Raw genomic sequence first — 13289 nt, 5'->3', positions numbered from 1 at the left:
CCATCCGAGTGGATGGTGGCATGCCCGGGCCGCGTGCTGTCCCTACAAACCGATCTGAATCCTTACGGTGCATCCCTGGTCGCCTTCCGGGGGCGCTCCCCTGGCCGCTCCCTGATTCCGCACGGCGCCAGTGACCGAAAGGCCCGTCTCTTCGTTCCCCCGGACGGGGGAACACAGATCGGATCCGACATCGAGGTGTACGCGATGGCCCCACCGGACAACGACGTGCTCTGGGCGCGTTCCCTGCACTGCGCCCTGGGCGGTTCGGACGCCCTCAGCGGCGTCTCCCTCGGCGTCCGCGAAGGCGAGATCCTCGCCCTCGTCGGCCCGCGCGGCAGCGGCAAGACCGTTCTCATGCAATGCCTCTCCGGGCAGCTCGTCGCCCAGCAGGGCGAGGTCTGGTTCAACAGCAGCCCCGTGCACACCCTGAGCCAGGCCCAGCGCGAACGGCTCCGCCGCGACCGCTTCGGCTGGATCGGCCCCGAGCCGGGCCTCGTCCCCGAACTCACCGGCTGGGAGAACGCCGCCCTCCCCCTGCTCCTCCGCGGCGCCTCCCACCGGGCCGCGAAGACCACCGCGACCGAGTGGCTTGAGCGCCTCGACATCGGCGCCTGCGCCCGCCAGCGGCCCCACGCCCTCACCCACTCGCAGCGCCAGCGGATCGCGATCGCCCGCGCCCTCGTCACCACCCCCTCGGTGCTCTTCGCCGACGAACCCACCGCCGCGCTGCACCGCGCCGACGGGGCGCAGGTCCTGCGCACCCTGACGGCCGCGGCCCGCTCGCACGGCATCACCGTGGTCCTCGCCACCCACGACGGCGAGGTGGCGGCGCTCGCCGACCGCACGGTCGCCCTGCTCGACGGACGCCGGGTCGGCACCGTACCCCCGGCGTCAGGGGCGGAGGGCGTCGCCGCGTGCTCGCTCTCCGTCTAGCCCGCGGGGGCCACCCCCTCGTCCTGACCCGGCGGCTCCTCGTCGCCGCCGCGGCCGCGGGGGTGGGCTTCCTGCTCCTGTGCACCCTCGGATACGCCGTCGGGCACCCGGCCCAGTCCTCGACCTCCGTCCTGCGCCTGCTGTGGTGCGCCCTGCCGCTCGCCGCCACCGTCCAGTTCGCCGTCGCCGTGGCCCGCACCGACCCCAGCACCCGGCCGCGCCCCGGGCTCTCGGCGATCGGGCTCGGACCCGTCCGGCTCACCGCCGTCGCGGCCGCCTCGACGGCCGTCGCCTGCACGCTCGGCTCCATGGTCGCGCTCCTCGTCTACCTGCACCTGCGCGGCGACATCACCGGCCTGCCCTTCGACGGGGCGGCCGCCGAACTCCTCGCCGCCGACCGGCCGATGCCCGTCGCGGCCGCCCTCACCCTGCTCGCGGTCCTGCCGGTCGTCGCCGCCGCGGCGGCGGGTCTGGCGCTGCGCCCGCGCACCGCGCCCACCGAGCCGGAGGGCGTCGAGAAGCCGGTGCCGTCCGGGCTGCCGTGGGGCGTCGCCCTCGTCGCGGTCGGCCTGGCCATCGAGACGTACGCGGGCCGCAGCGGCGGCGGCGACGGCCTCGCGCTGCCGGGCCGCTTCGACGGCAGCCCGGCGGGCGTCCTGGCCGGCTGGGTGCTCACCGCCTTCGGGCTCGCGCTGGCGGGCCCGGGCCTGACGTACGGCTGCGGCCGTCTGCTGCAGGCGGTCCGGCCCGGTGCCACCCGGCTGCTCGCCGGGCGTGTCCTCATGGACGAGTCCCGCCGTATCGGCCGTCCGCTCGGGGTGGTCAGCGCGGTGCTCTCGGGGACGCTCGCGGCGGCCGCGCTGTACGACTCGGGCACGGGTACGGGCGCCTTCGGGCCGCTGACCGGCCTGGGCGCGGCCCTCGTCATGGCCTGCACCACGGCCACGCTCCTCACGGCGGCGCTGGAGTCCAAGCAGTGCCGCGCCCACACCACCGAGGCCCTCCTCCGCCTGGGCGCCCCGCCCACGGTCCTGCGCACGGCGGCCCTCCTGCGGGCGGGCGCGCTGGTCGCCGTCTTCCTACCGCTGACCTGGTTCGTCGCGGAGCTGGCGGCCCTCCCCCTGACGGGCTGACGGGCCGCCCGACGGACGGGCCGGACAGGCCATGGGCCCCTATCGTGGGCCCATGGCGACGCCTCCTCCTGCACACCGGCCGCCCGGCCCGCGCGGGCACGGCCGCGAGATCCACACGCTCGACGAGTTCGACGCGGCACTCGCCCGGCCCGGCGGGCTCGCCGGGCTCCGGGTGCAGTCCGTCGACCTGACCGACCGGACCTTCGCCCTGCTCTCCGCGTCCGCCGACGGCGCCGTCTTCCTCGGCTGCGCGATGGAGCCGGAGGCCGCGGCGAAGGTCCGCGCCGACGGGGCGCTCGTCTTCCCGGCGGTGCCCGACCTTCCGTTCGGCCCGTACCGGTCGGGGCTCTACACCGCGGAGGAGCTCTACGACGGCATCATCGGCGCCGGCTACGCGTCGACGCCCGACGCCCTCGCGTACGCATGGTTCGGGCGGACCAGGGCCGACGGCGACATCTTCTCCTCGATGCTCCGCTCACTCCACGACGACGCCGTCTCCGACGCCCTCGACGAGCTCCTCGACGGGGCCCGGGTGGTCGGCGTGATGGGCGGGCACGCGATGGGCCGGGGCACGGAGGCGTACGCGGGAGCCGCCCGGCTCGGCAGATCGCTGGCCCGCTCCGGCCTCACCGTCGCGACCGGCGGCGGACCGGGCGCGATGGAGGCGGCGAACCTCGGCGCCTACCTGGCCCCGTTCCCCGACGAGACCCTGCCGGCGGCCCTCGCCGTCCTCTCCGCGGCCCCGTCCTTCACCCCCTCCGTGACGGAGTGGGCCCGGGCGGCCTTCGCCGTACGGGCCCGGTGGCCGCACGGCGGGGACTCGGTCGGCATCCCCACCTGGTTCTACGGCCACGAGCCGCCGAACGCCTTCGCCGGTCACATCGCCAAGTACTTCGCCAACGCCCTCCGCGAGGACGGCCTGCTGGCCCGCTCCACGGCCGGTGTCGTCTTCCTGCCGGGCGCGGCGGGCACGGTCCAGGAGATCTTCACCAACGCCACCCCGAACTACTACGGCTCCCTGGGCGCCCCCACCCCGATGGTCCTGGTCGACCGGGCGCACTGGACGGAACGCCTCCCGGCCTGGCCCCTCCTGGAAACCCTCGCCGCCGGCCGCCCGATGGCGACGCGCATCGCGCTGGTCGACTCGATCGACGAGGCCCCGGCGGCACTGGAACGACTCGCGAAGGCATAGTCCCGCCTCCCACGACGGACCGCAGACCGCAGACCGCAGACCGCAGACCGCAGACCAGCGAACGGCCGTCCGCGCCGTCAGACCCCGCCCAACACCACGACGTCCTCCGCCACGAACACCACGTCCACCCCGGCCCCCACCTCCGGCGCCTCCCGCAGCGCGAGCTCCGCCTCCAGCGGCGGGCCGTCCGCCGGGCGGAGCCGTACCACGACCCGGTCGCCGCGGAAGGTCCGCGACTCGACCGTCCAGGCCCGCTCCGGCTCCCCCGTGGGGACGACGCGCACGCCGCCCGGCCGGACGAGGAGCCGGCGCTCCCCCTGCGGCGAGCCCTCCGGCACCGGGACCTTCCCCCACGCGGTCTCCGCGACCGTTCCGGCGACCCGCGCCGCCACCACGTTGTCGAAGCCGAGGAACCGGGCCACGAACTCCGAGGACGGCCGCGACCACACCTCGGCGGGCGCACCCGACTGGGCGATCCGCCCGTCCCGCATCACCACGACCCGGTCGGCCAGCGCGAAGGCCTCGCCCTGGTCGTGGGTGACGGCGAGGACCGTCGTCCCGAGCCGCCCGAAGAGCTCCCGCAGCTCGACCACGAGCCGCTCCCGCAGCCCCCGGTCGAGCTGCCCGAGGGGCTCGTCCAGCATCAGCAGCCGGGGCCGCGGCGCCAGCGCCCTCGCCAGCGCCACCCGCTGCTGCTCGCCGCCGGAGAGCTCGGCGACGGACCGCCGCTCGGCCCCCGGCAGCCCGACGAGTTCGAGCAGCTCCCGTACGCGCTCCGCCTGCTCGGCCTTCCCGGCCCCCCGCATCCGCGGCCCGAAGGCGATGTTGCCGCCGACGTCCCGCTGCGGGAACAGCTGGTGGTCCTGGAACATCAGCCCGACGCCCCGCCGGTGCACCGGTACCCCGGCCTGGTCGGCGCCGCCGAGCAGCACCCGGCCGCCGTCGAGCGCCTGCAGCCCCGCGACGACCCGCAGCAGCGTGGACTTGCCGCTGCCGCTGGGACCGAGCACGCTCACGATCTCGTGCTCGGCGACCTCCAGGTCGACGGCGTCGAGCGCGGCCCGCTCCCCGAACCGTACGGTCGCCCCGTCCAGCCTCAGCATCAGAACTCCCCGGAGGTCCGTTCGGTGCGCAGCCGTTCCAGCAGGAGCAGGGAGACCGCGCACACCACCATCAGAATCGTCGAGAGGGCCATCGCCTGCCCGTAGTTGAGCTCGCCCGGCCGCCCGAGCAGCCGCGCCACCGCCACCGGCAGCGTCGGACTGTCGGGCCGGGCGATGAAGACGGTCGCGCCGAACTCCCCGAGCGACACGGCGAAGGCGAACCCGGCGGCGATGAGGAGCGCCCGCCGCACCAGCGGCAGGTCCACCTCGCGCCAGGCCCGCCACGGCGACGCGCCGAGCACGGCCGCGGCCTCCCGCAGCCGCTGGTCCACCGCCCGCAGCACCGGCAGCATCGTCCGTACGACGAAGGGGACGCCGACCAGGGCCTGTGCGAGCGGTACGAGGATCCAGCTGGCCCGCAGGTCGAACGGCGGCTCGTCGAGCGTGATGAGGAACCCGAAGCCGACGGTGACCGCCGACACCCCGAGCGGCAGCATGAGCAGCGCGTCGAAGCCCCGCACGAGCCGCCCGGCCCGCCTCGTGAGCGCCGCCGCCGCGAGCCCGCCGATCAGCACCGCGATGGCGGTGGCGGCCACCGCGTACCGCAGCGAGTTCCCGATCGCCTCCAGCGGCGGCACGAGGAAGGTCCCGGACTCGTCGAGCGATCCGAGGGCCCGGTAGTAGCCGAGGCCGTAGCCGCCCGACCCGGCGAACGACCGCTCCACGAGCACCCCGAGCGGCAGCAGGATCAGCAGCGCCACGGAGAGGAGCACCCCGGCGAGCAGCGTCCACTGCCCGATTCCCCTCGGCCGACGCGCGGTCGTCTCCGGCGGTACGAGCCGCAGCGCGGTCTCCCGCCGCCGTACCGTCCGGGCGTGCACGGCCAGGATCGCCCCGACCGCGGCGAACTGGACGAGGGTGAGGACGGCGGCCGTCGGCAGGTCGAGCAGCCGGGCCGTCTGCCGGTAGATCTCGGCCTCCAGGGTGGAGTACCGGTCCCCACCGAGGATCTGGACGACACCGAAGGAGGTGAAGGTGAAGAGGAAGACCATGAGGGCGGCCGCCGACACCGCCGGCACCAGCGCCGGCAGGGTCACCGTCCGCCAGGCCGTCCAGCGCGAGGCGCCGAGGACCCGGGCGGCCTCCTCCTGGCGCGGGTCGAGCTGCGACCAGAGGCCGCCGACGGTCCGGACCACGACCGCGTAGTTGAAGAAGACGTGCGCGAGGAGGATCGCCCACACGCTCGTGTCGAGCCGCAGCCCCCACAGCTCGTCCGTCAGACCGCCCCGGCCGACGAGCGCCAGGAAGGCCGTGCCGACGAGGACGGTCGGCAGCACGAACGGCACCGTGACCACGGCCCGCAGCACGTTCTTCCCGGGGAAGTCGAAGCGCGCGAAGACGTACGCGCCGGGCAGCGCCACGAGCAGGGTGAGACCGGTGGAGGCGGCCGCCTGCCACGCGGTGAAGCCGAGCACGTCGAGGATGTCCGGCCGGCTCAGCGTCTCGCCGATCCGGCCGAACCGCCAGACGCCGTCGGGCCGCAGCCCCCGGTCGACGATCGACACGACGGGCCAGGCGAAGAACACCCCGAAGAACGCGACGGGCAGGGCCATCAGCCCCAGCCGCGTCGCGCTCCCCTGGAGATCGCCCCGGCCCCGCACTACTTCAGGACGAGCGACGACCACTGCTGGATCCACGGGTCACGCTTCTCGGCGATCTTCGCGGGCGCCATGGTCTCCGGCGCGTCGATCACGACCCCGTGCTTCGTGAAGATCTCCGGCAGCGCCGCGTCCTTCGCGACCGGGTTGACGAACATCTGCAGCGGCATGTCGTCCTGGAACGTCTTGGAGATCAGGAAGTCGATCAGCGCCTTGCCGCCCTCGGGGTTCTTCGCCCCGTTCAGCAGGCCCGCGAACTCGATCTGCCGGAAGCAGGTGCCGGTGGACACCCCGGTCGGCGCCACCTTCGGCTGCGGCTCGCCGTACAGCACCTCGACGGGCGGGCTGGAGGCGTACGAGACGACCAGCGGGCGGTCGCCCTTGGCCTGCTTGCCACCGGCCGATCCGGAGAACTCCTGGTTGTAGGCGAGCTCCCAGCTGTCGACGGTCTTCACACCGTTGGCCTTGAGCTTCTTCCAGTAGTCCTGCCAGCCCTCGTCGCCGTACTTCGCGGCCGTACCGAGGAGGAAGCCGAGGCCCGGGGAGGACCGCTCCGGGTTCTCCACGACGAGCAGGTCCTTGTACGCCGGCTTCGCCAGGTCGTCGAAGGTCTGCGGCGGCGCCAGCTTCTTGTCGGCGAAGTACTTCTTGTCGTAGTTGACGCAGATGTCGCCGGAGTCGACGGGCGTGACCCGGTTCTCCGCGTCGAGCCGGTACGTGGCCGGGACCCGGTCCAGGCCCTTCGCCTCGTACGGAACGAAGATCCCGTTGTCGAGGGCGCGGGAGAGCAGGGTGTTGTCGACACCGAAGAAGACGTCGCCCTGAGGGGAGCCCTTGGTCAGGATCTCCTTGTTGACGGCCTCGCCGGCGTCGCCGGCCTTGAGGACCTTGACCGTGAAACCGGTCTCCTTCGTGAAGGCCGCCAGCACCTCCTTGGAGGCGTTGAACGAGTCGTGACTCACGAGGGTCACGGTCTTCGGCGCGGGCGCACCGGTCTTCCCCGCGGCGTCGCGGACGTCCTCCGTGCCGCAGGCGGCGAGGGTGGTGACGCCCAGCGCCGCGACGAGCGCGGCGGCGGCCATTCTCTTCGTGCTCGCCGAAATGGTGGTGCTCACTGACATTCCTCCTGGGTGTGTCCAGGAAGAGACGCGGCCCTGCCCACGTCCGGCGGAACCGGACGCGGGCAGGGCGCAACAGCTTGAGTTAACGACCGAACTTCCTACCCAGAATGACCTGGGCAAGGTTCAGAGGGTCTGCGGTCTACGGTCACCGCACTCTCAGCGCTGTGGCGCTCCCCTGTCGGAATATGAAGATGTGTTCGAGCTCAGACTACAAGGTCAGCGTTCGGAGGCCGCCAGCTGTCCACAGGCACCGTCGATCTCCTGGCCTCGGGTGTCCCGCACGGTCACCGGAACCCCGTGGCGGGCGATGGCCTCGACGAAGGCCTTCTCGTCCTCCGGACGGGACGCCGTCCACTTCGACCCGGGGGTCGGGTTCAGCGGGATCAGGTTGACGTGCACCCGCTTGCCCTTGAGCAGCCGGCCGAGAAGGTCACCGCGCCAGGCCTGGTCGTTGATGTCACGGATGAGCGCGTACTCGATCGAGACCCGGCGCCCGGACTTCTCCGCGTACTCCCAGGCGGCGTCGAGGACCTCGCGCACCTTCCAGCGGGTGTTCACCGGCACCAGGGTGTCGCGCAGCTCGTCGTCGGGGGCGTGCAGCGAGACCGCGAGACGGCACTTGAAGCCCTCGTCGGCGAAGCGCAGCATCGCCGGCACGAGACCGACCGTGGACACCGTGATGCCGCGCTGCGAGAGCCCCAGACCGTCCGGCTCGGGGTCGGTGAGGCGCCGGATCGCGCCGACGACCCGCTTGTAGTTGGCGAGCGGCTCGCCCATGCCCATGAACACGATGTTGGAGAGCCGCGCCGGTCCCCCGGGCACCTCCCCGTCGCGCAGGGCCCGCATCCCGTCCACGATCTGGTGCACGATCTCGGCGGTCGACAGGTTCCGGTCGAGCCCGGCCTGCCCGGTCGCGCAGAACGGGCAGTTCATCCCGCAGCCGGCCTGCGAGGAGATGCACATGGTCACCCGGTCCGGGTAGCGCATGAGCACCGACTCCACGAGCGTGCCGTCGTGCAGCCGCCACAGGGTCTTACGGGTGGTGTCGTCGTCGCACGAGATGTGCCGCACCACCGACATCAGGTCGGGCAGCAGCTCCCCGGCGAGCTTCTCCCGCGAGGCGGCCGGGATGTCGGTCCACTCGGCGGGGTCGTGCGCGTACCGCGCGAAGTAGTGCGTCGACAGCTGCTTGGCGCGGAACGGCTTCTCACCGATCGCGGCGACGGCCTCCTTGCGCTCGGCGGGCGAGAGGTCGGCGAGGTGCCGCGGCGGCTTCTTGGCTCCGCGGGGGGCGACGAAAGTGAGTTCTCCGGGCACTGGACGGGCCACGATCGGGTGTCTCCTCAGACGGCACGAGGTCCGGACAGCCCCGCGTCGGCGGGCAGCGCGGCATGACGATGCCGAAGCCAGGAGACCTCACTGGAGCGCCCTCGCGGCGGCGAGGACGACGGAAGGGCCCGCGGCGCACGCGCCACGAGCCCTTCCAGAGTACCCGCTGTCCGTCAACCCTCTCCGACGGACTAAACCGACCGCCCGGTCAACCCGTCCCGACGAACAGCGCCAGCAGCAACCACACCACCGGCGCCGTCGGCAGCAACGAGTCCAGCCGGTCCATGATGCCGCCGTGGCCGGGAAGCAGGGTGCCCATGTCCTTGATGCCGAGATCGCGCTTGATCATCGACTCGCCGAGGTCGCCGAGCGTCGCGCTCGCCGCCACCGCGAGACCGAGGAGCAGACCCTGCCACCAGGTCCCGTCGTCGATCATGAACTCCATGCACAGCGCGCCCGCCGCCATGGCGAAGGCCACCGCGCCGAGCAGACCCTCGCGGGTCTTGCCGGGGCTGATCCTCGGCGCCAGCTTGTGCTTGCCGAAGCGCCAGCCGACCGCGTACGCCCCGGTGTCGCTGACCACCGTGAGGATCAGGAAGGTCAGCACCCGCTGCGGACCGTCGTCCGCGGTGAGCAGCATCGCCACGAAGGTCGCCAGGAACGGCACGTAGAACGCGGCGAACACGCCCGCCGTGACGTCCTTCAGATAGCCCTCGGGCGGCTCCGTCATCCGCCAGACCAGCACCGCGAGCGCCGTCAGGGCCATCGCGACCCAGGCGCCCTCGGGACCCCGCACGTAGCCGGCGACGACCATCGCCGCACCGCCGACCGCGAGCGGGACCAGCGGAGCCTTGATCGCCTTGCGCTCCTGGAGGCGCGAGGTGAGCTCCCACAGACCGACGACCACGGCGACCGCTATCACACCGATGAACGCCGGCTTCCAGATGAACAGCGAGGCGGCGATGACGGCGCCGAGACCGACCCCGACTCCTATGGCCGCGCCCAGGTCACGCCCCGCGCTCTTCTTCTGCCGTGGCGCCGTCGGCGCGGGCGGCGGAGGCGGAGTGGGGCTGGACATGGGCTCCTGCGGGTGCTCGTGCGGCGTCTCGTCACGGAACAGGGGACCGCTCTGGTGAGCGGCCCCCCGGCCGTGACCGTCCTGGAATCCGCCGGCGGGAACGTCGGGCACGATGGGCATGGGCCGAGTCTGCGCCGCCTGATGCCGATCGTCTGCGGGACCCGCCGGGGCAGGCCCCTGGTCGGGTCCCCCACGGCCGATACCGGCCGGGGCCCCCCAGGAAGAGTCGTTCATCAGACCTCGAGCAGCTCGGCTTCCTTGTGCTTCAGCAGCTCGTCCACCTGCGCGACGTACTTCGCGGTGGTGTCGTCGAGCTCCTTCTCGGCGCGACGGCCGTCGTCCTCGCCGACCTCGCCGTCCTTGACGAGCTTGTCGATGGACTCCTTGGCCTTGCGGCGCACCGAGCGGATCGAGATCTTCGAGTCCTCGGCCTTGCTCTTGGCCACCTTGATGTACTCCCGGCGGCGCTCCTCGGTCAGCTCGGGGAACACCACCCGGATGATGTTGCCGTCGTTGCTCGGGTTGACACCGAGGTCCGAGTCCCGGATCGCCTGCTCGATGTTGCGCAGGGCGCTCTTGTCGAACGGGGTCACCACAGCCATGCGCGGCTCCGGAACGGAGAACGACGCGAGCTGGTTGATGGGGGTGATGGCGCCGTAGTAGTCGGCCACGATCTTGTTGAACATCGCCGGGTGCGCACGGCCGGTGCGGATCGCGGCGAAGTCCTCCTTGGCGACCACGACGGCCTTCTCCATCTTCTCCTCGGCCTCGAGGAGGGTCTCTTCGATCACCACATGCTCCTGCGTGTCGTCGCGTTGTGTCCTGCACGGTGGGTACGACCGGCAGGGCTCTGTCCCATCCCCTTGCGGGGCGGTTCCCGGTTCGGGTGTCAGGCCCGGGTGCCCTGGTCGCTCACGAGCGTGCCGATCTTCTCACCCTTCACCGCGCGAGCGATATTGCCCTCGGTGAGCAGTTCGAAGACGAGGATCGGGAGCTTGTTGTCCCGGCACAGGGTGATGGCGGTGGCGTCGGCGACCTTGAGGTCGCGGGAGAGCACCTCGCCGTATTCCAGCGCGTCGAACTTGACCGCGTTGGGGTTGGCCTTCGGGTCGGAGTCGTAGACCCCGTCCACGCCGTTCTTGCCCATGAGCAGGGCCTCGGCGTCGATCTCCAGGGCCCGCTGGGCAGCGGTGGTGTCGGTGGAGAAGTACGGCATGCCCATGCCCGCACCGAAGATGACCACACGGCCCTTCTCCAGGTGGCGGACGGCGCGCAGCGGAATGTACGGCTCGGCGACCTGGCCCATGGTGATGGCGGTCTGGACGCGGGAGTCGATGCCCTCCTTCTCCAGGAAGTCCTGGAGAGCGAGGCAGTTCATCACGGTGCCGAGCATGCCCATGTAGTCCGAGCGGGCCCGGTCCATGCCGCGCTGCTGGAGCTCGGCGCCACGGAAGAAGTTGCCGCCGCCGATCACCACCGCGATCTCCGCGCCGTCGCGTACGACCGCCGCGATCTCACGCGCGATGGCGTGCACGACGTTGGGGTCGACGCCCAGGCCCGTACCGCCGGAGAAGGCTTCTCCGGACAGCTTCAGCATGTAGCGGCCGGCCTTTTTGCCGTTGTTGTCGTCGCCCTGTACGGCGCCCTGGTTCATGGAGATCTCCTCGTGCACATACGAAGGAGGCCATTGCCTTGGGTCCTCGCGGTATCCCGTACGGCAATGGCCTCCTCGTCAGATCTGCGGTCGTCCTGCGCGGGGGCGGACGACTGCCTCAGACCCTACCGGGGTCCGGTGTCCGTCGCGTTCGCGGACGGACTCAGATGCCGACCTTGATGCGGGTGAAGCGCTTCAGGGTGACACCGGCCTCGTCCAGGATCTGCTGGACGGACTTCTTGTTGTCAAGGGCGTACGGCTGACCGAGCAGCGTCGCGTCCTTGAAGAAGCCGTTCACGCGACCCTCGACGATCTTCGGGAGCGCGGCCTCGGGCTTGCCCTCGGCGCGGGTGGTCTCCTCGGCGACGCGACGCTCGGTCTCGACGACCTCGGCCGGAACGTCCTCACGGGTGAGGTACTTCGGCGCGAAGGCGGCGATGTGCTGGGCGATGCCCTTGGCGACGGCGGCGTCGGCCTTGTCGAACTCGACGAGGACACCGATCTGCGGCGGGAGGTCCGGCATCGTGCGGTGCATGTACGAGAAGACGAAGCCGTCGGCGTACTGCGCGAAGCGGTCCAGGACGATCTTCTCGCCGAGGTTGGCGTTGGCCTCGTCGACGAACGCCTGCACGGTCTTGCCGGCCTCGATCTCGGAGGCGAGCAGCGCCTCCAGGTCGGCCGGGGAGGTGGCGGCGACGTGAGCGGCAAGCTGGTCGGCGACGGCCTGGAACTTGTCACCCTTGGCGACGAAGTCCGTCTCGCACTTCAGCTCGACGAGGACACCGGAGGTGTTGTCGTCGGCGATGAGGGAGACCACGGCGCCGTTCTCGGCGGAGCGGCCCTCACGCTTGGCGACACCCTTCTGGCCCTTGATGCGCAGGGCCTCTACGGCCTTGTCGACATCGCCGTCGGCCTCGTCCAGGGCCTTCTTGCAGTCCATCATGCCGGCGCCGGTGAGCTCGCGGAGCTTCTTGACGTCAGCGGCGGTGTAGTTCGCCATGAGTCTGTTTCTCTCTCGAAGTCTGAAAGATCGGGCGGGTCCACGGGTGGACGGCGGGGGTCAACGCGCTCCCCCGCCGTCGTCACCCGAAGGTCCTGAAGGGTCAGGCCTGCTCGGCGTCCGCGGCCGGAGCCTCGGCGACGACCTCGGCAGCGGCCTCGGCCACGACCTCGGCGGCGTCGGCAGCCTCGGCGTCCGCGACCTTCTCGGTCTCGGCGGAGGTCTGGACCTCGGCGTCGTCGGCCTTCTTCTCACCCTCGAGCAGGTCGCGCTCCCACTCGGCGAGGGGCTCGCCGGCGGCCTTCTCGCCCGGCTTCGAGTCACCGGTCGCGGCACCGGAACGGGCGATGAGGCCCTCGGCGACGGCGTCGGCGATCACGCGGGTGAGCAGGGTGACGGAGCGGATCGCGTCGTCGTTGCCCGGGATCTTGTAGTCGACCTCGTCGGGGTCGCAGTTGGTGTCGAGGATCGCGACGACCGGGATCTTGAGCTTGCGAGCCTCGCCGACGGCGATGTGCTCCTTCTTCGTGTCCACGATCCAGACGGCGCTGGGAACCTTGGACATCTCGCGGATACCACCGAGGGTCTTCTCCAGCTTGGCCTTCTCGCGAGAGAGGACCAGGAGCTCCTTCTTGGTGAGACCCGAGGCGGCGACGTCCTCGAAGTCGATCTGCTCGAGCTCCTTGAGGCGCTGCAGACGCTTGTAGACGGTGGAGAAGTTGGTGAGCATGCCACCGAGCCAACGCTGGTTGACGTACGGCATGCCGACACGCGTCGCCTGCTCGGCGATGGCCTCCTGGGCCTGCTTCTTCGTACCGACGAACATGATGGAGCCGCCGTGCGCGACGGTCTCCTTGACGAACTCGAAGGCGCGGTCGATGTACGACAGCGACTGGAGCAGGTCGATGATGTAGATGCCGTTGCGCTCCGTGAAGATGAAGCGCTTCATCTTCGGGTTCCAACGACGGGTCTGGTGACCGAAGTGGACGCCGCTTTCCAGCAGCTCCCGCATCGTGACGACGGCCATGGCCGTATCTCCTTGGGTTTCTCGGTTGTGTTCCTGACGCCCCGACGCGCCATGCCCACGA

Annotated in this window: 12 protein-coding genes and 1 riboswitch; of the genes, 3 read left to right on the top strand and 9 right to left on the bottom strand. The window is 71.6% G+C overall.

All coding sequences use genetic code 11. From position 1 onward, the window contains the following. Positions 1-204 precede the first annotated feature (204 nt). The 3 genes from OG580_RS26210 to OG580_RS26200 are packed head-to-tail and all read left to right on the top strand — an operon-like array spanning position 205 to position 3258. The gene (locus OG580_RS26210; protein ID WP_267046104.1) at positions 205-933 is read left to right on the top strand and encodes an ABC transporter ATP-binding protein; all 729 of its coding nucleotides are present in this window, start codon (positions 205-207) and stop codon (positions 931-933) included. Continuing rightward, entirely contained in the window at positions 915-2066 is a 1152-nt protein-coding gene (locus OG580_RS26205) for a hypothetical protein (RefSeq protein WP_267046103.1), read from the top strand. The genes OG580_RS26210 and OG580_RS26205 overlap by 19 nt, the downstream gene beginning before the upstream one ends. A gap of 52 nt (positions 2067-2118) precedes the next feature. Further along, positions 2119-3258 (top strand): LOG family protein, encoded by a 1140-nt coding sequence (locus tag OG580_RS26200; protein ID WP_267046102.1) that lies wholly within the window; start codon positions 2119-2121, stop codon positions 3256-3258. Positions 3259-3335: 77 nt separating this feature from the next. Here the strand turns inward: OG580_RS26200 and OG580_RS26195 are convergent, their stop codons facing one another. From OG580_RS26195 to rpsB, 9 genes are all read right to left on the bottom strand, one after another. Then, on the bottom strand, positions 3336-4361 hold the full coding sequence (locus OG580_RS26195; protein ID WP_267046101.1) for an ABC transporter ATP-binding protein: 1026 nt from the start codon (positions 4359-4361) through the stop codon (positions 3336-3338). Beyond that, the gene (locus tag OG580_RS26190) at positions 4361-5974 is read right to left on the bottom strand and encodes an iron ABC transporter permease (protein WP_267046100.1); all 1614 of its coding nucleotides are present in this window, start codon (positions 5972-5974) and stop codon (positions 4361-4363) included. Before OG580_RS26190 ends, OG580_RS26195 begins: the two co-directional genes overlap by 1 nt. Positions 5975-6021: 47 nt before the next feature. Beyond that, positions 6022-7140, bottom strand: a complete 1119-nt coding sequence (locus OG580_RS26185) for a thiamine ABC transporter substrate binding subunit (protein ID WP_267046099.1) — start codon at positions 7138-7140, stop codon at positions 6022-6024. A 77-nt stretch (positions 7141-7217) separates the two neighbouring features. Then, a riboswitch (TPP riboswitch) is annotated at positions 7218-7327 on the bottom strand. A gap of 29 nt (positions 7328-7356) precedes the next feature. Next, complete coding sequence (rlmN, locus tag OG580_RS26180) at positions 7357-8469, bottom strand: 23S rRNA (adenine(2503)-C(2))-methyltransferase RlmN (protein WP_267046098.1); 1113 nt, start codon at positions 8467-8469, stop codon at positions 7357-7359. A 208-nt stretch (positions 8470-8677) separates the two neighbouring features. Then, entirely contained in the window at positions 8678-9781 is a 1104-nt protein-coding gene (locus tag OG580_RS26175; protein ID WP_267046097.1) for a phosphatidate cytidylyltransferase, read from the bottom strand. After that, positions 9781-10338 (bottom strand): ribosome recycling factor, encoded by a 558-nt coding sequence (gene frr / locus OG580_RS26170; protein WP_267046096.1) that lies wholly within the window; start codon positions 10336-10338, stop codon positions 9781-9783. The genes OG580_RS26175 and frr overlap by 1 nt, the downstream gene beginning before the upstream one ends. Positions 10339-10436: 98 nt before the next feature. Next, the gene (gene pyrH, locus OG580_RS26165; protein ID WP_024755673.1) at positions 10437-11201 is read right to left on the bottom strand and encodes a UMP kinase; all 765 of its coding nucleotides are present in this window, start codon (positions 11199-11201) and stop codon (positions 10437-10439) included. A 163-nt stretch (positions 11202-11364) separates the two neighbouring features. Further along, the gene (tsf, locus tag OG580_RS26160) at positions 11365-12201 is read right to left on the bottom strand and encodes a translation elongation factor Ts (RefSeq protein ID WP_267046095.1); all 837 of its coding nucleotides are present in this window, start codon (positions 12199-12201) and stop codon (positions 11365-11367) included. 103 nt (positions 12202-12304) lie between these two features. After that, positions 12305-13228 (bottom strand): 30S ribosomal protein S2, encoded by a 924-nt coding sequence (rpsB, locus tag OG580_RS26155; RefSeq protein WP_267046094.1) that lies wholly within the window; start codon positions 13226-13228, stop codon positions 12305-12307. Positions 13229-13289: the final 61 nt, after the last annotated feature.

Origin of the sequence: Streptomyces sp. NBC_00094 (assembly GCF_026343125.1) — a bacterium.
Lineage (GTDB): Bacteria > Actinomycetota > Actinomycetes > Streptomycetales > Streptomycetaceae > Streptomyces.
The sequence above is the reverse complement of the archived record's forward strand: the minus strand, read 5'-3'. Positions and strand labels throughout refer to the sequence as shown.

Coding starts and splice junctions, on each gene's coding strand:
- OG580_RS26210 (WP_267046104.1), top strand. CDS start 205: ATGGCCCCACCGGACAACGACGTGCTCTGGGCGCGTTCCCTGCACTGC.
- OG580_RS26200 (WP_267046102.1), top strand. CDS start 2,119: ATGGCGACGCCTCCTCCTGCACACCGGCCGCCCGGCCCGCGCGGGCAC.
- OG580_RS26195 (WP_267046101.1), bottom strand. CDS start 4,361: ATGCTGAGGCTGGACGGGGCGACCGTACGGTTCGGGGAGCGGGCCGCG.
- OG580_RS26190 (WP_267046100.1), bottom strand. CDS start 5,974: ATGGCCCTGCCCGTCGCGTTCTTCGGGGTGTTCTTCGCCTGGCCCGTC.
- OG580_RS26185 (WP_267046099.1), bottom strand. CDS start 7,140: ATGTCAGTGAGCACCACCATTTCGGCGAGCACGAAGAGAATGGCCGCC.
- OG580_RS26175 (WP_267046097.1), bottom strand. CDS start 9,781: ATGAACGACTCTTCCTGGGGGGCCCCGGCCGGTATCGGCCGTGGGGGA.
- pyrH (WP_024755673.1), bottom strand. CDS start 11,201: ATGAACCAGGGCGCCGTACAGGGCGACGACAACAACGGCAAAAAGGCC.
- tsf (WP_267046095.1), bottom strand. CDS start 12,201: ATGGCGAACTACACCGCCGCTGACGTCAAGAAGCTCCGCGAGCTCACC.
- rpsB (WP_267046094.1), bottom strand. CDS start 13,228: ATGGCCGTCGTCACGATGCGGGAGCTGCTGGAAAGCGGCGTCCACTTC.